Below are 22,486 nucleotides of genomic sequence, written 5' to 3' on the forward strand. Positions count from 1 at the left end.
ACGACAGATAAGCTTCCTTGATGGTTACGAATTGGTGACTCGAGCCCGCTCAATGGTTGGTGTGGTTGGCTTGGGTTGGTGGGTTGCAAGCTGTTTATCGATGACACTTTTCGCTGCAATCAAAAAGCCTACCCCAATAAAGGCACCGGGAGGCAGTAGCGCCAGCAAAAATTTGCTTTCGAAATGAAACACTTCAATGCGTAGAACGCTAGCCCACTCGCCAAGCAGCAGGTCAGCACCATCAAACAGAGTCCCATTGCCGATGATTTCACGCAGTGAACCGAGCACGACTAGCACTGAGGTCATGCCAAGTCCCATCCATAAACCATCTAAGGCGGCGGGCAGTACCGCATTTTTAGAGGCAAAGGCTTCAGCACGGCCGATGATGATGCAATTGGTCACAATCAGCGCGATAAAAATACCAAGTGAGAGATACAGACCGTAAGCGAATGCATTCATCAGTAACTGCACACAAGTGACCAGTGCCGCGATGATCATCACGAAGACGGGAATACGTACATCTTTGGGTACGTAGTCGCGGATTAATGAGATCACGACATTGGAAGCCACTAATACCACTAAGGTAGCGATACCCAAACCGAGCGCATTAGTCAGTGTTGAAGAGACTGCTAAAAGTGGGCATAAACCCAGCAATTGAACTAAGGCAGGGTTGTTATTCCACATGCCATTTAACATCAGCATTTTGTTATCACTCATGTCATTAAGCCTCACAAGGATTGAGCTGGCTATGCAGCTGCTGTTGATGTTGATTGACATAGATTACCGCTTTTTTCACGGCTTGTACCACCGCTCGTGGGGTAATCGTCGCGCCGGTAAACTGATCAAACTGTCCGCCATCTTTACGCACTTGCCACTCATCTTGATTTTCACTGCTGACTCGTTGGCCATTAAAACTTAATATCCAATTGCTGATCCGTAAATCAATTTTATCGCCTAACCCTGGGGTTTCGTGATGAGCCAGTACCCGCACACCCAGTACAGCACCATTATCGGCAATGCCAATGATCAGTTTGATATCGCCGTTATAGCCATCGGGCGCGATGGTTTCAATTGCGATTGCGCTGGGCTGCCCATTGCGCTTAGCCAAATAGGCGTGCATGGTTTGCTGGGTGCCGAGTGCAGTATCGTTGACCAAAGTGCAGGCTTGCACCAATGCGTTATCGTAATAGTGGTGCGGGATCACCTGGTTGAGCACTTGTAACAACTGTTGTTGCTGCTGCTGATGGATTCGCTCGGCGGTCAAAGTATAAGTCAGCGCCACCAAACCGGTGGCAATACAGGCAAACACCGCGAGGGTTAAGCCATGGTTTCGAATTGCTGTCAGCATAAATCGCGCTCTTAGTGTCCGTAAGTTCTCGGTTTAGTGTAGTAATCAATCAGTGGTACACATAAGTTGGCGAGTAGCACTGAAAAGGCAACCCCATCAGGAAATCCCCCCCAACTGCGGATGATAAACACCATAGCTCCGATAAAGAAACCATAAATCAAGCGCCCCTTATCGGTGGTGCTGGCGCTGACCGGATCGGTCGCAATGAAAAATGCACCAAGCATAGTTGCCCCAGATAATAGATGCACGATCGGCGAGGCGGTGGTTGCTGGTGCTAAAAACTGCGCCAGCAGTGAAGTAACCATTAAGCCTGTTAACATCGCCAGCGGAATATGCCAGCGGATGATGCGTAATTTGAGCAGCATTAGGCCACCGATCAGATAGGCAAGATTCACCCACTCCCAACCAATCCCAGCTAGGCCACTAAATTGAGATTGAGCTAAGGTTTCGCTCATCGTGTGTCCCGCTTTGAGTGAGGTTTTGATGGCGTCTAATGGGGTGGCGGTTGTTACCCCATCAATCCCGGTACGAATTTGCTGTAGTGATAAACCATCGCTATTAAATCCACTGAAAATCAAAGAGATTGAGTCGTGCAGTGAGCTTGGCTCGACGGTCAGTGGAGTGGGTGCCATCCAACTGGTCATTTGCACAGGAAATGAGATCAGTAGTACCACGTAAGCGATCATCGCCGGATTAAACGGGTTTTGCCCTAATCCACCGTAAAGTTGTTTGGCAATCACAATCGCAAAGATCAAACCGATCACCACCAGCCACCAAGGTGACAATGGTGGAATGGCGACCGCTAATAACCAAGCGGTGACAATCGCGCTGTAATCACGCAGAGCGGAGATTGGTGAGCGTTTTCTCAGCAGCATCACGCCAGCTTCCAGCACCACAGCGACCGTGATCGCGAGCAGTAATTGGATCAGCGTGCCGTAACCAAAAAAATAACTTTGCGCAATCAAACCAGGTACTGCGCACAGCAATACCCAGCGCATCACATCGGCTGTTTTACGTTTGCGGCGTAAGTACGGCGAGCTAGCAATAAAAAAGGCCACTAGTTATTTTCCTCAGCGTTTGGATCGGTTAATGGTGTCGCCGCTTTACGTGCTTTAGCCCGTGCAATCGCTGCGGCTACAGCGGCTTTTTTAGGGTCAGTTGGCTCAACGGTTGGCACGGCGCTGGTTGATGGCGGTTGGTTTGCCTCTGGTGCTGACACGTCGGTGTTTGACTCAGCTTTACGAGCTTTAGCTCGCGCAATCGCCGCGGCCACTGCAGCTTTTTTATCATCAGCCGGTTCAACGGTTGGTGCTGCGCTGGTTGATGGCGCTTGGTTTGCCTCTGGTGCTGACTCATCGGTGTTCGATTCCGCTTTACGTGCTTTAGCTCGCGCAATCGCCGCGGCCACTGCAGCTTTTTTAGGGTCAGTTGGCTCAACCGTTGGTGCTGCGCTGGTTGATGACGATTGGTTTGCCCCTAGTGCTGAAACGTCGATGTTCGGCTCCGCTTTACGTGCTTTGGCCCGCGCAATCGCTGCAGCCACTGCGGCTTTTTTGGCGTCAGTTGGTTCAACGCTTGGTGCCGTGCCTGTCGATGGAGCTTCGACCGGGGCTGGCGTTGCCATTGCTGTGTGCTGTGTGTGTGTGACTTCGCTCTTTTTCGCCTTGCGCTCACGAGCTTGGCGTTTACGTTCTTCACGTAACTTGGCCATTTCACTGTTGTCTGGCTCGCTAGCTCCATTTTGCGCTGCTTCTGCCTGTTTGGCTTTGGCGCGTGCAATCGCTGCGGCAATCGCCGGTTTTACGCTACTTTCGGTTGGTTCAAGCTGAGCTTTTTGGGCTTTAACACGTTCAATCGCCGCGGCAATTGCATCTGCTCCACCTTGTTGCTGCAGCTCTTTACGCCGCTCTTGGGCGGCTTGTTGGAAGCGATTTTCGCGTTCAGCTTTCTCGCGTTCGATGCGTGCTTTTTTCTCTTCAAAGCGTGCTTTCGCCCGTTCGGCGGCTTCAGCTTCTAAACTGCGGGTGCGAATTTCAGCTTTGGCTTGACGATAATAGTGTACCAGTGGAATTTCACTAGGACAGACATAGGCACAAGCTCCACACTCAATACAATCTTTAAGGTGCAGCTCGGTACATTTGTCGAACTCTTGCGCTTTGGCATGCCAATGCAACTGTTGAGGTAGTAATGACACCGGACAGGCCTCGGCACATTGACCGCAGCGGATACAGGCCATTTCCTGTTCACTGCCGGTTAACTCATGACGTTTGGGAGCCAAAATACAGTTGGCAATTTTGGTGATCGGCACTTGAGCATGCGCGAGGGTAAAGCCCATCATCGGGCCACCCATGATCAGGCGCGGCTGTTTGCGGTCAGCTTGGTAACCAAACTCATCCAGTAAGGCTTGTACAGGTGTGCCGAGCAGTGCCCATACATTACGTGGTGTGCGGAAACACTCTCCGGTGAGGGTCACGACGCGGCGGATCAGCGGTTCACCATGCAAAATAGCCCGCGCAATCGCCTGTAGTGTGCCAACGTTTTGCACCATCAGGCCAATATCAGCCGGAATGCCGCCTTGTGGCACCTCCAAATTGGTGAGGATTTTGATCAACTGCTTCTCGCCACCGGACGGGTATTTGGTGGGGATGACGCGGATCACCAGCGGTTTATGTTGTGCGGCTTGCTGCAATGCGGCGATCGCTTGCGGTTTGTTATCTTCAATCCCGATAATGGTCAGTTTCGGCTGTAAGATGTGCTCAACAATGTCAATTCCTTGCACAATTTCATCGGCATATTGGCGCATTAACGCATCATCTGCAGTGATATAAGGTTCACACTCTGCAGCGTTAATCACTAATATTTCCGTGCGCGATAGTCCGGTTTGCAGTTTGTTAGCGGTGGGAAAACCCGCCCCGCCCATGCCTGAGATACCTGCTTGGCTGATCAGGTCGAGCAAGGTGTCTGGAGACAACTGCTGGTAGTCTGGTTGTGGTTGTAACGCTAGCCACTCATCTTGCTGATCCGGCGTCAGCACGATACATAGCTCACTCAAGCCGGAAGGGTGTGCCACCGTACGTGGCTCAATCGCGCTGATCACTCCCGAAGTAGGAGCATGGATCGGCAGCATCAAGTCAGAGCTCGCTTGTGTCAGGCACTGGCCTTTAAGCACACGTTCACCGACCTTGACTAACAGATCGCCCGCTTGACCAATATGTTGTTTGAGCGGCAGTATCAATTGTGCCGCAATAGTGGCATTGGTGAGCGGTTGATGAGTAGATTGATGTTTATTTTCAATCGGATGGATGCCTCCGGGAAAATCCCAAAGTTTACCGGATTTAATTTGTTCGATTAATGACAGCATAACCATCCTTAATTCATCCGTTGCGGCGCACTAGGCGCTGCAGCGGTCACGTTGCGTACAGGGATGGCGTTAAGTTGCCACTTCCAAGTTTCTGGTGTGGTTGCTCGTGGGATCATTTCAATACAGTCGGTTGGGCAGGGCGCGACACACAAATCGCAACCCGTACACTCGTTTTTAATTACGGTATGTACTGCTTTGTTACCGCCGACGATGGCATCGACCGGACAGGCTTGAATACATTTGGTGCAGCCGATACACATATCTTCATGGATAAAGGCAACCATTTTGACTTTATTATCCAGATCGTGGGCGGAGTCTTGTACTTCAACACCCATCAAATCCGCGAGTTTTTCTATCGTGGCTTGGCCGCCGGGAGGGCACTTAGTGATGATATCGCCATTGGCGATGGCCTCGGCATACGGCCGACATCCGGGATAGCCACATTGGCCACATTGAGTTTGCGGCAACAGAGCGTCAATTTGTTCCACTATCGGGTCGGCTTCGACCTTGAAACGGATTGAAGCAAAACCGAGGAGTGCCCCAAACAGTGCGGCTAATCCGGCTAGAACAAGAATCGCGATGATGATGGCACTCATTACAGTTTCACCAAACCGGTAAAGCCCATAAAGGCTAACGACATTAAACCTGCGGTGATCATGGCAATCGACGCACCTTTAAAAGGCGTTGGCACATCAGCCACTTGGATCCGTTCGCGCATCGCAGCAAATAAAATCAACACCAGTGAGAAGCCGACTGCCGCACCAAAGCCGTAAATGATCGATTGAACGAAGTTATGATTTTGATTGATGTTGAGCAGTGCCACCCCTAATACTGCGCAGTTGGTGGTGATCAGCGGTAAGAAAATCCCCAGCAAGCGATAAAGGGTTGGACTGGTTTTATGCACGATCATTTCAGTGAACTGTACTACGACTGCGATCACTAGAATAAAACTCATGGTGCGCAGATATTCAATCCCGAGTGGACGCAGTACATAGCTTTCCATCAGATAAGCGCAAACGGAGGCGAGGGTTAACACAAAGGTGGTTGCTAGCCCCATGCCAATCGCGGTTTCCAGTTTTTTCGATACGCCCATAAAAGGGCATAACCCCAAAAACTTTACCAGTACAAAGTTGTTAACCAGCACTGTGCCGATTAACAACAAAACATATTCGGTCATAGTTATATCAATTTTTGCTTCCGATCCCGGCATTATCCTGCTTTGCTAACGCAATAACAACCAAGGAAAGTTAAGGTTTTAGAGAGTTGAATAAATTATATGCAATAACGGCATTTTGTTGCGCTATTCCGCTAAAAAGTCAGTTTTGGTTGATTCTTCAATAAAAAATGGGCCTCATTAGCTGAGGCCCGTTTGGATTAGTTTGCGGCGTTAACCACTACGGTGGGTGAGAGGTCGCGCAGGGTTATACCTTAAAGGTGGCGACTTTGGTGCGCAGATCATCGGCTTGTTGTTTGAGCTGATTCGATTGGCTGAGGCTATCTTGCGCGCCATCGACCAGTTGCTCGGTCACATCTTTGATCGCAGTGATGTTTTGAGTGATCTCTTGAGTGACATGGGTTTGTTCCTCTGCTGCGGTGGCAATTTGGGTGGCCATATTGCTGATCACCTCGACAGCGGCATTAATTTCCTCTAACGCATTGGTGGCTTTATCCGCATCGTCGACCGAATTCGCCGCTAAACTAGAGCTGGTTTGCATCAGGCTAACGGCGCGTTTAGTGGTTTCTTGCAAGGTATCGATGGTGGCCTTGATCTCTTCAGTTGAAGTATGGGTACGCTGTGATAACACACGAACTTCGTCGGCTACTACCGCAAAACCACGACCTTGTTCACCAGCACGAGCCGCTTCAATCGCCGCATTGAGAGCCAGTAAATTGGTTTGCTCAGCAATACCTTGAATAGTCGCCAACACCGTATTGATTTCTTGAGCGTACTGATTCAGTGCGGAAATCACCTCATTCGCTTGGTTGATCTCTTGCGCTAAATTATGAATCGAGGCTTTGGTATTGAGTACCAAGGTCCGTCCATGTTCAGTGCTGTTGGTCGAATTTTGCGCCGCTTGCGCGGTTTGCTCAGCATTGTAGGCAATCTCTTGGGTCGCACTGGCCATTTCGGTGACCGCGGTGGCGACCATGGTCACTTCTTGCTGCTGTAAGCCGAGCTCTGACACGGAGAGATTCGAGCGTTGCGCACTGTGCTCTGATTGTGAGGTTAACTGCTCAGATTGGTTACGAACATGGGCAATTAATTGTTGTAAACTGGCGACAAAGGTATTGAAGCTGTTGGCTAATTTGCCTACTTCATCGTTATTTTCCACCTTGATCCGTTGGGTTAGATCACCGCTACCATTGGCAATTTGTGCCAGCGCTCGTGAGACATTATTCAGTGGCAGGAATAACATATTACACAGTAAATTAAACAGTACCGTACAAATCACCACCACAATCAGTGTGACCAGCAATTGTCCCCACAGGGCAGAAAATAGTGGTGCAACCAAAGAATCTTTATCAATCACAATCACACTGATTAATTGGGTGCCGGCAATCGCGCTGGCAAACAGCACACTCTCTTGCCCATTCACATCACTGTTAATGTATTGGCCTAAGCGTTGTGCGGTTTGAATATCATTGAAACGTAAGCCCAACTCGGCGACATTTTTATTAAGCAATTGGGTGTTGGTATGAGTAAAAATATTGCCTTGCTGATTGGCAATAAACATATATCCCGAGCCAGGTAAGATCACCTGTTTCATACTATTAATGATATCGGTAATTTCCACATCACTGCCGAGGACTAAATCTTGGCCGTGCAGTCTGATCATCTTACCGAGTGATACCACATTGGCCCCAGTTGCTGCCGCAACGGTCGGGTTATCCATAAACACTGCTTGGGGATTCGCTTTGGCATTGATATACCATCCCCATTTGCGCGGGTCATTATTGTTGGAAGGTAATACAACGCCATTGGCATTTTGCTGACTGCCATCCGGATAGGCCAAAAACACATTATCGAATGAACCAGAATGCTTGACCTGTTTGAGGTGAGTCACGATGGCTTCTGGTTTCACTTCCGCACTTAGCGCAGTCAATGCCCGTTCTTTGGAGATTAACCAATCTGTCACATATTGGTTGTAAGATGCGGTCGCACTTTGCAAGCGCTGTTCAACTTCCACATCCAAGCGGGTCAGTGCTGCTTTGAAGGAGACCGCCTCAACGAGTAGGCCGCCGATCACAATCGCGAGGCTAGCCGAGATGGCTAATTTATTTTTCAATGACAAGTTTTTGAACATACATATCCTTGGGGTTATCTGATAAGCGAATCTAAACAGCGATCCCTTTCTACTGTAAAGCAGCGATATTATGGTGGTAGTTATGATGTGTAAGCATAGTGTTGTTGATTTGTTGCCATGCATGCACTTGCTGCTTATGCCATTTCTGATGTGTTCAGAATGGCTTACTGAATTGAATAGTAAAAAGTTTGGCTAGCAAAAAACGAGGGCGATTATCGCTCTTAAAAAGTCGCGGATGCAATTGTTTCACTATGATTTTGCTCAAAGAATCGCGAAAAATAGTGGATTATGTGGCCATTTTGGGGGCTGTGATCCAATGGGGATCGTTTTTAAGCGAGAACTCAAGATACAAAAAGTATGTGGTGACAAATGTGGTAAATTGCCGGCTATTGCTGCTTATGAAAGTTTTCATGATTATGAAATTTTTCATTGGCGGTATTTTTTTCAACTACCCTCCGTCGTTTTTTTTTGTGACCGAGTCCCTCAAATTTTTATGAAATGAAAGCGATTTCATTCTCCTCATGGAGGCTATTTTTTATCTAAAGCGAAGAGTTGCCTTCTCTTTCTTTTATTGTTTTTTTTACGTGTTGTTTCACGCGTTTTATTTCAATAAGTCGGTGTGAAGTCGGCAAATATTTTCAAAAGTTTCATGGCTTATTATTTTCTTGAATTAGAACAATTCTAAAATGAATAGGGAAATAACATGAAAAATGTAAAAATTTTACCAATAACTTTAGCTGTGGCATCTATTTTATCGTCTGCGTCTTTAATGGCCGCAGATCCGCTTGGTATTACCTTTTCTGGTTATGCTCGCTACGGTGCGCATTACTCTGATGGTGATAGTCGCTATGTCAACGTTGGTAGTACTGGTCGCTCTGTAGGTCGATTGGGTAATGAAGGCAACGGTGGTGAGTTTCAGTTTGGTAAGTCTATCCAAACTAATAACGGTCCCAAGTGGGATCTAGTGTTAATGATTGATGAGTGGGCTCATCGTGATTGGGACTCTGATGGCGGTGTGAGCTTGAAAAAAATGTACGCTGGGGTAACTAATGTTTTTGAAAGTCAGCCTGAGTTGTATATGTGGGCAGGACGTGATTTTCATGGGCGTGTCTCACAATCATTGAATGACTATTTCATGATGACCCACGATGGTCAGGGGGCGGGTTTTAATAACTTAAATCTTGGTGTCGCGAAACTCGATATGGGTTTTGTGGGTAAGGTCGATGCTGAGGGTGGAAGCTTAAATAACGATACCGGCATTTATGCTATCACATCAAAACTACATGGTATTAATGTGGGTATTGGTAATCTTGACCTATATGCCAACTACGGTTTTGCTTCTAAAGAAGCGGGTGTTGACAAAGAAGATGAAACTTCATGGCAAGTGGGCGCGGTATTAGGCTTGGGTAGTTCAAATAAATTGGTGATGAAGTACGCTGACGGGGCGGATAACTCAGCTTTTGACTTGGCAGGTGACAAGCAAGTTGTCTACCTAAGTTTAGATGGTAATTTCCAAGCATCTGAGCAATTTATTATCGATTACTTAGTCTCTTACAAAGAAATCTCAAGTGCAGATGCAGCTGATGGTAAAGTGAGCGAATATGCCGGTATTGTGCGCCCTCAATATCAATGGAATGAAGTGCACTCCACTTGGCTCGAAGCCGGTTATGGTATTGAAGATTGGCAAAGCGGTAAAGAGGTTAACGGTTGGAAAGTAACCCTATCACAAAACGTTTCACTAGGCGGTCTACCGGGTAGTCGCCCAATGCTACGCTTCTATACCACTGTGGGTGATGTTGAAACCACCGCTGCAGGTGCATCTAACTCAACCACTGCCGATACGCTTGCGGTTGGCGCAATGTTTGAAGCGTGGTGGTAAGTTATTCATCGTTCATAGTGTCCATTACTGGCCCAAAGGTAGAGAATTCTGGGCCAGGTTTATTTATCAAATTAACTCCCAAGTTGGGCACTTATGTGCCCTTTTTTCTCTTTCTAAGAGCGATATAAGGCGAATTGTTTATGAGTCGTTGGACGATGCCCTTTCAAACGTTAGTTTCTCGTCTTTATTTTGGTTGTGTGTGTTTAATTGTCATTATGTTGGGATGTGCATGGCTTTCGATCAGTAGTAACCAGAGTGTTACGGCTAAGATGGAATCGATTACCCAAAATGCGACGCCGCTGATGCTACGTTCAGCTCAGTTAACTATTGATTTTCTAAATATTAACCGCAGCCTTACCCCATATTTGGCTACACAATATTTAGATGAATTGCCATCTTTACGCCAGATCATTAACACCCATATCGATACATATAATGATCAGTTGGTTTGGTTTGTTACTCAGAGCGATCTGCGTCCTGACTTGCTTGATTATGTCGATCCCATCACTATGCAAGGTGAACAGACATTAGGCTTGATCACCTCGGTGATTGATGCTCACACAGTATATTTAGATCACTTAGATCAAAGCTATCTTCTACAGTCGCAGTTTCAGTCCTTAAATAGCCAGTTGGCTAATACACTACAGCGAAATCGTAGTCGTACAGAATCTGAAGTGGCCTTAAAAACGTTAGATGGATTGGCCAGCCAACTTAGTTTATTGAAGCACGAAGCGGAGGCGGTGTTTAGGCAGCAGGATATGATCGAGCTTCGTTCGGTGGCTCGCCAGTTAACCAATCGTCAACGTTATCTTGAGGAGAGTGAGCAATTATTTATTAAAGACAACCCGGCACTGTATGCATCGCTTGAAGCTCAGATAGCCTCACTCAAGCAACATGCATTTGCAGCATCAGGGGCGGTGAAGATGCATATTGACGTGGTTGAACGAGCACAGAGTCTTGTTGAGTTACGTGATTTATTAGAGCAAAAAATCGATGTTCAGCTGGCTAATGTTGATCGCCTTTCTCGCTATGCTAACCAAATCTCTAATCAGCTGTATAACCAAGCGAGGCAAGCCTCGAATGAAACCAGAACTCTATTTATAGCCATTTCATTAGCCTCTATTTTGGTTACGGCGAGTATGGTGTTGAGTTTTACTCATATGGTGCGCAAAGCTACCCAATTATTACTCAATTCGTTAAATAAAATTGCTGCTAAAGATTTGACTTCCGAAGTTGAATATTTGGCCAACAATGAATTTGGGCAGGTGGCTGAAAAGGTCAATTTAGTCGTTCGCCATCTTTCCGTCATCATTGAACGTATTCGTCACTCGAGTGCAGAGCTTAACCATGCCTCATTAACTAATCAGACAATTAGCACTGAACTCAATAGGGCAATTGATGAACAAACTTCACAAACGGTTTCATTGTCCTCTGCAATGGAAGAAATTGAATCTTCAGTGCGTGAGATTGCTCAGTCTACCGAGCATACACTGAACCTTGTGACACAATCTGTGGAGCACTCAGATAAGGCTCAGACCGACATGACGGCCAATGTCGTGATGTTAGAGCAACTCTCGTTGGAGCTCAATCAAGTGACACAGACTAATCAGGAGCTCGGGCAGGAAAGCGTTAGTATCGCATCGATCCTTGACACGATTGCGGGCATCTCAGAGCAGACCAATCTACTAGCATTGAATGCTGCGATTGAATCGGCTCGTGCTGGAGAGCATGGGCGAGGATTTTCGGTAGTAGCCGATGAAGTGCGTAACCTTGCAGCGCAAACCACCCACAGTGCTCAGGAAATTCAGAGCAAAATTGAGCGCTTGCAACTCAAAACAGATCTGGCTGCCAAGCAGATTTCTAATTGTTTATCAGGAATGACACAAAGCATGCAGCAAGCCAAGCAAGTCAATGGGCGATTTGTCAGCTTGCATCAGTTGCTCAACCAAGTTTCAGAACGCAGCCATCAGATTGCCGAGGCTACGATCATGCATCAATCTGTTGCCGGTGAAGTCAGTAAGAATATAAACCATATTCATATGTTATCTGAGCAAAATTTACAGCGTGCCTCACAAGTGGCTCTGCATGGTGAAAAATTAGAGCAGCTTGCTGAAATCCAATTTGAACTTACCGATAGTTTTATTTTGCAACAAAATAATAGTGCCGTTTGATTTTTAATTAATTTTCAAACTGTTACATTATATTTGCCCACCTTAATGGTGGGTAAAATTTATGTGTCCGATAGGGGTTTAATGTATTTCATGAAACTGTTTCATGGAGCAATTAGGAATTGTAGTGGCTCTCAATCTTTATTAAAGAGCGTTTTTTTCTTAAAAATTAGTGTGACTACACTCACTCATTCCACACTCTATATTCGGAATACTGTGCCTACCTTGTAAGCGTTTTCAACCATAGCAGCAGTATTGAGGTATCGGTGGCAACAATTAAACACGTTTCTGAGCATGCGGGGGTATCTCAGGCAACAGTATCAAGAGTGATCAATGGTACTAGTCGGGTCAGTCACGATAAGAAGCTTAAAGTAGAAAAAGCGATTAAAGAGTTGGGCTATCGTCCTAATTCGATCGCTCAAGCTTTGGCATCAAGCCGTACTGGCAGCGTGGGTATTGTGGTTCCAGAGCTTGGCGGACCTTTTTATTCAGGCATTCTCCATTGTTTAGAAGGGAATCTACGTCGCTTTGGTTACCACGCAGTGGTAACGGCTGGCTCCAATAATGAGCGGGAGCAACGTGAATCGATTGAGTTTCTTTTAGGACGCCGAGTCGATGCATTGATCCTCCATGTTCAACATTTGAGTGATGATTACTTGATCGCCTTGGAAGAGCAGGGCGTGCCGGTAGTGCTGGTGAATCGTTTTATTCCAGAGATGCACCGCAGTTGCATTGATATTGATAACGAGTTGGGGGGCAAACTCGCGACACAATATCTGTTGCAACATGGCCACACTGAAATTGCATGTATTACTGGGCCGTTGGAAAAATCTGATGCTAGAGAACGCTTGCAGGGTTATCGCAAAGCTTTGGAACAAGCGGGGGTGGGCTACAATGAAGCACTAGTTTCTGAGGCCGGTTTTACTGAAGAGACTGGCGCTATTGCTACTCGCAAACTACTCAGAAGAGATTGTCGATTTACGGCTATTTTTGCCTGCAATGATCACATGGCTTTTGGTGCGTTTGAAGTGTTACGCGAGGCTGGCTATTCGATTCCGAAAGATGTATCACTCGTCGGTTTTGACGATAACATTTTTGCTCGTTATCTAACCCCTTCTTTAACCACGATTAATTTTCCAATTGAAAAAATGAGCCTTGAGGCCGTTCAGCTCACTTTACAGAAGCTAAACAAAAATAAGCAAGATGTGAATTTCAAACTCAACCCTGCGTTAGTAGTGCGAGATTCAGTCATGGATATAACAAGTACCCTAACTACATTAAGGATAAAGGATGAAATTTAAGACATTAGCACTGCTGAGTGCGATTTCGCTCGGACTTGCTGCACCAGCAACTGCAGCAAATAGCCAGATCCGTTTTGATGGTTTTCCCGATTTTGATAGCAGTTTGAAAGCCCTGTTACCAGACTTTGAGAAAGAGACGGGTATCAAGGTTGACTATCTGATGAATAACCATGGTGACCATCACACGAAATTAACCACCAACCTTGCAACCGGCTCCGGTGCTGGTGATGTGATTGTGGTTGATGTAGAAAAAATTGGCCCGTTTGTGGTGTCTGGTGGCTTAGTTAATTTGTCAGAAAAATATGGTGCTGATAAATATGCAGACCGTTTTGCACCGTATGCTTGGGCACAAGGTAAGGGCCCTGATGGCAATGTTTATGGTATTCCGGTCGATCTTGGTCCAGGCGTGATGTATTACCGCACCGATATCTTTGAAAGTGTCGGGATTGACGTTAATGAAGCGATAAAAGACTGGGACTCTTACATTCAAGCCGGTGAAAAGCTTAAAGCGAAAAATATCCAATTGATTGCTTCTGCTGCAGATGTAGCGCAAGCCATCATTTTCACCACAGTCCCTGAAGGTGAAGGCTTGTATTTTGATAAAGATGGCAACCCAGTTGTGACCTCTGAGCGCTTTGTGCATGCATTTGAAGTTGCTAAGAAAATTCGTGATAAAGGCTTAGATGGCAAAATCTTAGCTTGGTCTAACGAATGGTATGAAGGTTTTCGTAAGGGCACCTTTGCTACACAGCTATCGGGCGCTTGGTTGCTTGGTCACTTGAACAACTGGATTGCGCCAGATACAGCAGGTAAATGGGGTGTTTCACACTTACCTGATGGTATTTATGGTAGCTGGGGCGGATCTTTCCTTTCTATTCCAACCCAATCTGCCAAGCAAGATGATGCATGGAAGCTGATTGAATATATGACCACTCGTCGTGATGTACAGCTTAAGCATTTTGAAACTATCGCTGCGTTCCCAGCCAATGTGACCACTTACGATGACGCGCTATTTTCACAAGAGATGGCCTTCCTAGGTGGCCAAAAAGCACGGTTGCTGTTTGCTGAAGTGGCCAAAAATATCAAGCCTGTTGCGCCTGCTAAAGGTGACCATGTGGCGCGTTCTATCGTGTTGGAAAATGCGCTGATGGAAGTGTTGGATGAAGGTAAAGATATTAAGACTGCGCTTGAAGAAGCTGACCGCTTGATCAAGCGCCGTACTCGCAATCTGTAAGCCAAACTGGATTTAAATTTGGGAGGCGTTGATACGCCTCCTTAGGTAAGGGGTTGTTATTATGAGCCGATTATTATCTGACTCAGCACAAACATTAAACACGGGAAGTTTTTTTTCTCGTCTAAATTTGAAAGCGCTTACACCGTATTCGTTTCTGCTACCGTTTTTAATTATCTTTTCTGTATTTGGAATATTTCCATTACTTTTTTCGGTTTTTTTATCATTTCATTCATGGAATCCCGTCGAGGGGATTGGGGCAATGGAATATGTAGGACTTGAAAACTATCATATTGCATTGACTGATCCATGGTTGTGGCGTTCATTACAAAATACCTTTTGGCTGGCAATTACTTCAGGTTTAGCTCAGCATTTAATTGCCATTCCCGTAGCATATATTTTAGTGTCAATGGGAGACCGGATCCGTCATTGGTTAACTTCAGCCTATTTTCTACCGTATATTACTTCGACGGTCGCTGCATCTCTGATCTTTTTCAACATGTACTCACCCAGTACCGGCATCATCAACCAAACCTTGATGGCCTTAGCTGATAGTTCATTATTTGGCTGGGCATTTGCGTGGGTAAATCAATATCAACCTATCCGTTGGCTAGATGATGCAACTTTGATTAAACCATCCATCGCGATCATGGTGTTTTGGAAGTACACCGGTTTTAACATTGTGTTGTATACCACCGGGCTAATGACCATTCCTAAAGATATTTTGGAAGCGGCACGCATGGATGGTGCCAATGCCTTCCGCCGCTTCTGGAATATTTCACTGCCGATGATCCGCCCATTTGTCTTCTTTGCAGTAACGATGACCATTATTGGCAACTTGCAATTGTTTGAAGAGCCATTTGTGTTGACTCGTGGAGGCGGTGGTACCGGTCAAGCTGGTTTGACCATCTCAATGTACCTTTACAAAGTGGGCTGGGAATGGCTCGAAATGGGAACCGCCTCGGCTATCTCTTGGTTACTGTTTGCCTTAATCGCAATGTGCACCATGGTTCAATTTTTCTTCTTCGGTAAAAAAGGTTTAGGGGAGCAATAACATGGCGACTCATTCAATTGTATCAAACTCGTCGTTATGGATTTCGATCAAGCCTAGCGATAGAGCAATTAAAAATCTGACTAAGGTTTTAATGGTTGTTCTTGGCTTTGTTTTGATTATCTCTGCGATTGTCACTGTATTCCCATTCATTTGGTCCGCCTTGTTATCAACCCGTGATCGTACGGAAATATTTAGTACAGGAATCAGTTTTGCGATCGGTGACAGCTTAGCCATCAACTATGCCAAATTGCAGGAAATTATGCCGTTTTGGCAGGCGATGTTTAACTCGATTTATATTGCGTTTTTAGGCACGTCTATTTCGCTGCTGTTTTGTAGCATGGGTGGCTATGCATTTGCGGTGTTCAAATTTCGCGGTAAAAGCATTTTGTTTGGCATGTTAGTTGGGTCAATGATGATCCCATCAGTGTTAAGTCTTATCCCTTATTTCATGATCGTGAAATTTTTAGGCTTACTCGATAGTCACGTTGCGGTATGGCTGCCATTTACCACTACGCCATTTGGGATTTTTCTGATGCGTCAGCATGTAGTTGCTTCCATTCCTAGAGAGTTGCTTGAAGCGGCTAAACTCGATGGTGCCGGTGAATTTAGAACGTATTGGAGTGTGGTATTACCGTTGATGAAACCCGCCCTGGCTACTTTGGCTATCGTCCAGTTTGTCTTTTTCTGGAATATGTTTATGCAACCTCTTGTGGTGCTGATGACTCCAGAAAACTATGTGATTACCCAGGCTCTGCGTAGTGTGCAAGGAATTCCCAATACACCATGGGGAGCAGTGATGTTGGGAACCACAATTTCAATTTTACCGCTGGTTGTGACCTATCTCTTTGCATCTAAACAGATGATCAGTGGTTTAACCTCAGGTGCAGTAAAAGGTTAGAAAGGTATAAAAATGGATAAATATACATTTCCGAGTGATTCGAAGTTACTCAGTAAAGATTTTGTGTTTGGTGTGGCGACCTCATCTTATCAAATTGAAGGTGGCATAAATGCAGGTGGCCGTTCAGCTTCGATTTGGGACACGTTTTGTAAATTGCCTGGCAAGGTTGATAACGGTGATTCAGGTGCAATCGCCTGCGATCATTACCATCGATGGTTGCAGGATATTGCTATGATTGCTGATCTCGGGGTCGATGCCTACCGTTTATCGATCGCATGGCCACGTATTTTGCCGCAAGATGGTGTGGTTAACCCGGAGGGGCTAGCATTTTATGAGCAGATCATTGATGAGTGCCATGCGCGAGGTTTGAAAGTTTATGTGACGCTTTATCATTGGGACCTTCCACAATATTTGGAAGACAAAGGTGGTTGGCTTAACCGTGAAACTGCTTACAAGTTTGCTGAGTATGCACAAGTGGTCAGTAGCCATTTTGGTAACAAAATTGATGTTTATACCACGCTTAATGAGCCTTTTGTCGCAGCATTCCTTGGTTATCGCTGGGGAATCCACGCTCCGGGTATTGAAGGTGAAAAAGAAGGGTTTTTAGCGGCTCATCACTTATTACTGGGCCATGGTTTGGCGATGCCCATTCTGCGTGCCAATGCACCCAAGTCATTACATGGCATCGTGTTTAATGCTTCGCCTAGTTACCCATTGACCGAGAAAGATCAAAGCGCTGCCGATTACTGTGATGCAGAAAACTACCATTGGTTTGTCGATCCTGTACTCAAAGGTGAATATCCAGCTCTGGTTACAGAGCGCCATGCGCAGAACATGCCAATGGTACTTCAAGGCGATCTCGAAATTATCAGTGCTAGCGTTGATTACATTGGTATCAACTATTACAGCCGAGGGGTAGCTCATTACAACCAACATGGTGACATTGAGCAGATCAAACCTGAAGGCGCGGAATATACCTACATTGGTTGGGAGGTTTACCCTCAAGGATTGACCGATCTTCTGCTGCGTTTTAAACAGCGCTACGACAATTTACCCCCGATTTATATTACCGAAAATGGTGCGGCGTGTAATGACCAGCTCTGTGATGGAGCGGTGAATGATAGCCAGCGAGTAGCTTACTTCCAGTCTCATTTGGATGCATTGGACAAGGCGATTAAAGCAGGTGTGCATGTAGATGGTTACTTTGCATGGAGTTTAATGGACAACTTTGAATGGGCATTTGGCTATAAGCAACGCTTTGGAATTGTCCATGTTGATTACAGTACACAGCAAAGAACATTGAAGCAGAGCGCTATTGCATACCGCAATATGTTGCTAGAGCGTGCCGAGGAGAATAAGTAATGGCTAAAGTCGAATTTTGTAATATTAAAAAGTCATTTGGTAATGTCGATGTGGTTAAGCATTTTGACTTCACAGTCAATGATGGTGAATTTGTAGTTTTTCTTGGTCCTTCTGGCTGTGGAAAATCGACGACTTTGCGTATGTTAGCTGGACTTGAAGACATTTCGTCGGGCGAAATCTATGTTGATGGTAAGTTGATGAACAAGATTGACGCTAAAGATCGTGACTTGGCAATGGTGTTTCAAAGCTATGCGTTGTATCCCCATATGACGGTGTATGAAAACATTGCTTTTGCTCTCAAATTGAAGGGCATGAAAAAAGCTGAGATTGATGTAGAAGTGCGTAAAGCGGCCAAAATGCTTGAGCTAGAGCCACTGCTTGATCGTAAGCCGAAGGAACTTTCTGGTGGACAGCGTCAGCGTGTGGCGATGGGACGCGCAATGGTTCGAACTCCCAAAGTGTTTTTATTTGATGAGCCATTATCGAATCTTGATGCCAAGCTACGTGGTGTGATGCGTGAAGAGATTAAACAGTTGCACCGTGAGTTGAAGACCACCACCATTTATGTCACCCATGATCAGATTGAAGCTATGACACTCGCTGATCGGATTGTGATCTTAAAAGATGGCTACGTGTCACAAGTTGGTACTCCAACCGAAGTTTTTAAACGACCAGCCAACAAATTTGTCGCGCAGTTTATCGGTAACCCATCGATGAACATGTTAGATGCCAAGTTGATCAATAATCAAAATGAGTTTTTCATTATGCTAGGAGATGTGAAAATTCCATTACCTGAGCGTTTTAAAGCTCATGCGTCAAAAAATCTTGCCCTGCATTTTGGTATTCGCCCAACCGATATTCACTTGCGTGCCGAGCAAGTGGAGCACGACCGTGTATTGCCAATTCCTGTCACAATTAAAGACAAAGAGTTACTTGGAGCGAGTATTCTGCTTCGTACTGAAGTTGGTGGGCAACCCTTGACGGTAGAGACTCAAGCCGCCGAAGTGCACAGCCAATCACTCACGCTGTATTTAGATCTCGATGCCATTCATCTATTTGATGCATTCAGTGAAAAATCATTGGCGCACTAGTCATTTATTTCAAACCCATAATACCAATTAATAGTTAGCTCCCAATTGATGGGAGCTAAGGATAGTGATATGAAATTCGGATATTTTGACGATAGTACTAAAGAATATATCGCCACCACGCCATGTACACCAATAAAGTGGTGTAACTATGTCGGTACGCTCGAGTTCGGCGGTCTAGTTGATAGCAATGGTGGTGTGGTGTTGTGTAAAGGTGATCCGGCATTAAACCGTATTACCAAATATATTGCGCAATTACCTAATTCAGATTTTAAAGGTTCAACGGTTTATCTGAAAGTGACCAATCGTGCAGGCCAAGTAGAAGTCTTTTCACCTTTTTATACCCCAACTTTAAAACCGCTCGATAAGTTTGAGAATCATACAGGCCTTTCTTACACCAAAATTGTGGCAGAGGGCTATGGGGTTCGTTGTGAGGTGACGCTGTTTGTGCCGAAAGATGCACCGGTGTTGCTGGAAGACATTAAGGTGACCAACTTAAGTGATGAAGAGCTGCATGTCGATGTCGTGCCAGTTTTTGAATTCACTCATTTTGATGCATTAAAACAATTGGTGAATGCCGATTGGGTACCGCAAACCATGACACTGAAGTCTCACCAACAAGCTTCTGGCCATACTGTGCTTGAGCAGTATGCCTTTATGAAGCGTGACTATGCGGTAAATTTAATGACTGCGGATCGCCCTGCGACATCTTTTGATGGTGATCGTCAGAAGTTTCTTGGCAATATGGGTTATGGCAGTTGGGCTGCACCTGAGAAACTATTTACGGCAGAGCTTGGCAATAGTGAGTGTTTACGCGGCGACAATATCGGTGCGTTAAATTTGCGTTTAGGCTGGTTGGCTCCTCAGCAATCAGAACGCACAGTGGTGCAATTAACGCAAATGCCAAGTTTAAAGCAGGCAGAAACTTTGCTTGCTCGGTATCGAGATCATCAACAAGTCGATCAAGCGTTTGCTGATCTCGCTGAGCACTGGGACCAGTATCTGGCGGCGATTCAAGTTGAAACCCCAGATCCGGCCATGAACTCGATGCTTAATATTCACAACCCACGCCAATGTCACACGACAAAAAACTGGTCACGTTATTTGTCGTTGTATCAGCTTGGTTATGGGGCACGAGGTATTGGTTTTAGAGACTCTTCCCAAGATACGCTTGGCGTGATCACTCACATGCCAGAAGAGGCACGTGCATTTATTGAGCGTTTACTGTCGGTACAAAACATCGATGGTTCCGCTATGCATCAGTTCTTCCCATCCACGATGGAAGCCAATGCGGGGGATTCCCGTGAAGAAGCAGATCGGCCTGATTACTACGGTGATGATCATTTATGGATTGTTTACGCGGTGACCCAATATGTGAAAGAAACCGGTAATGCTGCGTTTCTCGATAAGATCATCCCGTTTTATCAAAAAGATAAACAAGGTAAAGCGCTAGAATCGGCAAGTGTGTGGGATCACTTGTGCCGTGCGATTGAATTTACACGTAGCAATACCGGCCAACATGGTTTGCCGCTGTTGGGCTTTGCTGATTGGAATGATACGGTCAATCTACCCACGGGTGCGGAGTCGCTAATGGTGGCGAGCATGTACGGTAAAGCTCTGCTCGATATGATGGATTTATGTCATTTGCGTGGTGAAGAGGCACGCGCGCAGCAGTATCAGGCTCAATACCAGCAAATGAAAGCGATTGTTAACCAATGTGGTTGGGATGGTGAGTGGTTTGTGCGCTATTTTGATGAACAAGGTCAGCCAGTTGGCTCACACACCAACGAACAAGGCCAAATTTATACCAATGGTCAAAGCTGGCCGGTGATTGCTGGGTTTGCCGAGCAAGAGCGAGCCAGCCAAGCGCTAGAGTCTGTCTATCAAAAACTCAATACCGCCAATGGAATCAAGCTTTCGACGCCAGGTTACAATGGCTTTAACCCTAATCTTGGCGGGGTATCGACTTACCCACCGGGTGCCAAAGAAAATGGTGGCATTTTCTTGCACGCTAACCCTTGGGTGATGATTGCGGAAGCCAAAATGGGCCATGGTGATCGCGCTTACCAGTATTACCGTCAAATCAACCCTGCATCGAAAAATGAGGTACTCGATACCTTTGAGTCAGAGCCCTACTGCTATCCACAAAATATTCTTGGTGATGAGCATCCGCAATTTGGGCTTGGCCGCAATGCTTGGTTATCTGGAACCTCGTCCTGGACCTACATTGCCGGTACCCAATGGATTCTGGGGGTTCGGCCAGAAATTGACGGCTTAATTGTGGATCCTTGTATTCCATCCGCTTGGCCAGAGTTTCGTGTAAAACGCCAGTTCCGTGGAGCGACCTACCATATTCATGTTACCAACCCTAACAAAGTGAGTAAAGGGGTGGCTGAGTTGCGGGTCAACGGTGAGTGTATTACGGGGAATAAAGTCCCAGTGTTTACTCAGGGAGAGCATCAAATTGAGGTGCGATTAGGCTAATGGTGTGGGGAGCGCTCTGGCTCCCCTTTAACTGATTACCCCCATTGAGCTTGGCAGTGCCAATTTAATTGCACGCTTTGCGTGGGAGCCAACTCGAGCAAACCAATATGATTATTAAACGCATCAGCAGGACAAGTCATTGGCTCAATGGCAATACTGGCTTCTGACGGTGGAGTGTAGAGTTGTACGAAGGAGTAGCCGCTACCTTGCTCGAAAGACAATGCAGCTTGTTGATCATTGCGAGTCAGTCTAATCGATTGCGCTGATGCTGAGCTGAATTGGTAACAATGGTTAAGACTTATCCCTTCTAATGAGGTTGGAATTAAAAACTGTTTGTTAGGGAGCAAGGTGCCGGTTGGTAAGTCGTTTTGGTGTTGAACTTCAGCCTGTGGATCGATCATGAGCTGGCATTGGTCGAGATCACAACCCAGTGAGAAGTAAGGGTGCCAAGCATCCCCAAACGGGAAAGGTTCAGTGCCTAGGTTGGTAATCGTGGTGGTACAGCTTAATCGGCCCTGATGATTGATGTGGTATTGAACATCAAGCCGAAATGCAAAGGGATATCCATCAACTAATTTATTGGTTTCAAAACGAAATGTAGCTTGAGCGTATTCTTGGGTAGTTTCATGTGCAATTAGTTGAAATGGTTGGTTATACAGTAAACCGTGCACGGCGTGCTCAGACCATGGGAAGTTGGCAGTCAGTTGGTAGTCTTGTTGTCTATAGCGGTAATGACCATCTTTTAGGCGATTGGGAAAAGGAAATAGTTTTGCGCTGCGCGAAAAGAACGGATGAGATTGAATTAGATCATGGCTGTCTTGGTATCCGACAATAAATGAAAATGGACTGTGATTAATTCTATATTGATTAATTATCGCTCCGAAGTCATGAATAATATCAACTTGAATTCCTCGTTCAGAATTCAATATGGTTGTTGCGTTGAATTTACCAAAATTATTTTTAATTAATTTAAACATAGATTTACTCCTTTTTTTATATATTAAAGG

At 45.8% G+C, this 22,486-nt stretch carries 16 protein-coding genes and 2 pseudogenes; 9 read left to right on the forward strand and 9 right to left on the reverse strand.

Going from position 1 to position 22,486, the window contains the following annotated elements; translation table 11 throughout:
• Window positions 1–24: 24 nt before the first annotated feature.
• The 8 genes and pseudogenes from PUN32_RS00400 to PUN32_RS00430 form a co-directional block, all read right to left on the reverse strand.
• Window positions 25–717 carry an electron transport complex subunit E gene (locus tag PUN32_RS00400; RefSeq protein WP_166014645.1) on the reverse strand — a complete coding sequence of 231 codons (693 nt, stop codon included), beginning with the start codon at window positions 715–717 and terminating at the stop codon, window positions 25–27.
• Window positions 718–721: 4 nt separating this feature from the next.
• Window positions 722–1,348, reverse strand: coding sequence for an electron transport complex subunit RsxG (rsxG, locus tag PUN32_RS00405; protein WP_274721246.1), 627 nt, complete (start codon window positions 1,346–1,348; stop codon window positions 722–724).
• An 11-nt stretch (window positions 1,349–1,359) separates the two neighbouring features.
• Entirely contained in the window at window positions 1,360–2,406 is a 1,047-nt protein-coding gene (rsxD, locus tag PUN32_RS00410) for an electron transport complex subunit RsxD (protein ID WP_274721247.1), read from the reverse strand.
• Window positions 2,406–2,642 (reverse strand): annotated as a pseudogene (locus tag PUN32_RS14090) (4Fe-4S binding protein); the annotation flags it as partial. The gene rsxD and the pseudogene PUN32_RS14090, both read right to left, overlap by 1 nt.
• A gap of 203 nt (window positions 2,643–2,845) precedes the next feature.
• A pseudogene (rsxC, locus tag PUN32_RS00415) lies at window positions 2,846–4,709 on the reverse strand (electron transport complex subunit RsxC); the annotation flags it as partial.
• Between the two features lie 8 nt (window positions 4,710–4,717).
• Window positions 4,718–5,305, reverse strand: a complete 588-nt coding sequence (rsxB, locus tag PUN32_RS00420; RefSeq protein ID WP_274721249.1) for an electron transport complex subunit RsxB — start codon at window positions 5,303–5,305, stop codon at window positions 4,718–4,720.
• On the reverse strand, window positions 5,305–5,886 hold the full coding sequence (gene rsxA / locus PUN32_RS00425; protein WP_274721250.1) for an electron transport complex subunit RsxA: 582 nt from the start codon (window positions 5,884–5,886) through the stop codon (window positions 5,305–5,307). Before rsxA ends, rsxB begins: the two co-directional genes overlap by 1 nt.
• Window positions 5,887–6,130: 244 nt before the next feature.
• A complete protein-coding gene (locus tag PUN32_RS00430; protein WP_274721251.1) occupies window positions 6,131–8,014 on the reverse strand; it encodes a methyl-accepting chemotaxis protein in 1,884 nt (627 codons plus the stop codon).
• Window positions 8,015–8,717: 703 nt separating this feature from the next.
• Here PUN32_RS00430 and PUN32_RS00435 point away from each other — a divergent pair.
• The 9 genes from PUN32_RS00435 to PUN32_RS00475 all read left to right on the forward strand — a co-directional run bounded on the left by PUN32_RS00435 (window position 8,718) and on the right by PUN32_RS00475 (window position 21,479).
• Window positions 8,718–9,893, forward strand: coding sequence for a carbohydrate porin (locus PUN32_RS00435; RefSeq protein WP_274721252.1), 1,176 nt, complete (start codon window positions 8,718–8,720; stop codon window positions 9,891–9,893).
• Window positions 9,894–10,033: 140 nt separating this feature from the next.
• Entirely contained in the window at window positions 10,034–12,064 is a 2,031-nt protein-coding gene (locus PUN32_RS00440) for a methyl-accepting chemotaxis protein (RefSeq protein WP_274721253.1), read from the forward strand.
• A gap of 263 nt (window positions 12,065–12,327) precedes the next feature.
• Window positions 12,328–13,362, forward strand: coding sequence for a LacI family DNA-binding transcriptional regulator (locus tag PUN32_RS00445; protein WP_274721254.1), 1,035 nt, complete (start codon window positions 12,328–12,330; stop codon window positions 13,360–13,362).
• Window positions 13,352–14,596, forward strand: coding sequence for an ABC transporter substrate-binding protein (locus PUN32_RS00450; RefSeq protein ID WP_274721255.1), 1,245 nt, complete (start codon window positions 13,352–13,354; stop codon window positions 14,594–14,596). Before PUN32_RS00445 ends, PUN32_RS00450 begins: the two co-directional genes overlap by 11 nt.
• 61 nt (window positions 14,597–14,657) lie before the next feature.
• A complete protein-coding gene (locus tag PUN32_RS00455; RefSeq protein ID WP_274721256.1) occupies window positions 14,658–15,647 on the forward strand; it encodes a carbohydrate ABC transporter permease in 990 nt (329 codons plus the stop codon).
• 1 nt (window position 15,648) lies between these two features.
• Window positions 15,649–16,545 carry a carbohydrate ABC transporter permease gene (locus PUN32_RS00460; RefSeq protein ID WP_274721257.1) on the forward strand — a complete coding sequence of 299 codons (897 nt, stop codon included), beginning with the start codon at window positions 15,649–15,651 and terminating at the stop codon, window positions 16,543–16,545.
• Window positions 16,546–16,557: 12 nt separating this feature from the next.
• On the forward strand, window positions 16,558–17,907 hold the full coding sequence (locus PUN32_RS00465; RefSeq protein ID WP_274721258.1) for a GH1 family beta-glucosidase: 1,350 nt from the start codon (window positions 16,558–16,560) through the stop codon (window positions 17,905–17,907).
• A complete protein-coding gene (locus tag PUN32_RS00470; protein WP_274721259.1) occupies window positions 17,907–18,998 on the forward strand; it encodes an ABC transporter ATP-binding protein in 1,092 nt (363 codons plus the stop codon). The genes PUN32_RS00465 and PUN32_RS00470 overlap by 1 nt, the downstream gene beginning before the upstream one ends.
• 69 nt (window positions 18,999–19,067) lie before the next feature.
• Complete coding sequence (locus PUN32_RS00475; RefSeq protein ID WP_274721260.1) at window positions 19,068–21,479, forward strand: GH36-type glycosyl hydrolase domain-containing protein; 2,412 nt, start codon at window positions 19,068–19,070, stop codon at window positions 21,477–21,479.
• 35 nt (window positions 21,480–21,514) lie between these two features.
• Here the strand turns inward: PUN32_RS00475 and PUN32_RS00480 are convergent, their stop codons facing one another.
• On the reverse strand, window positions 21,515–22,456 hold the full coding sequence (locus tag PUN32_RS00480; protein WP_274721261.1) for an aldose 1-epimerase: 942 nt from the start codon (window positions 22,454–22,456) through the stop codon (window positions 21,515–21,517).
• Between the last annotated feature and the right edge of the window lie 30 nt (window positions 22,457–22,486).

It is taken from the genome of Vibrio chanodichtyis, assembly GCF_028863985.1.
In the GTDB taxonomy this organism is placed as follows: domain Bacteria; phylum Pseudomonadota; class Gammaproteobacteria; order Enterobacterales; family Vibrionaceae; genus Vibrio; species Vibrio chanodichtyis.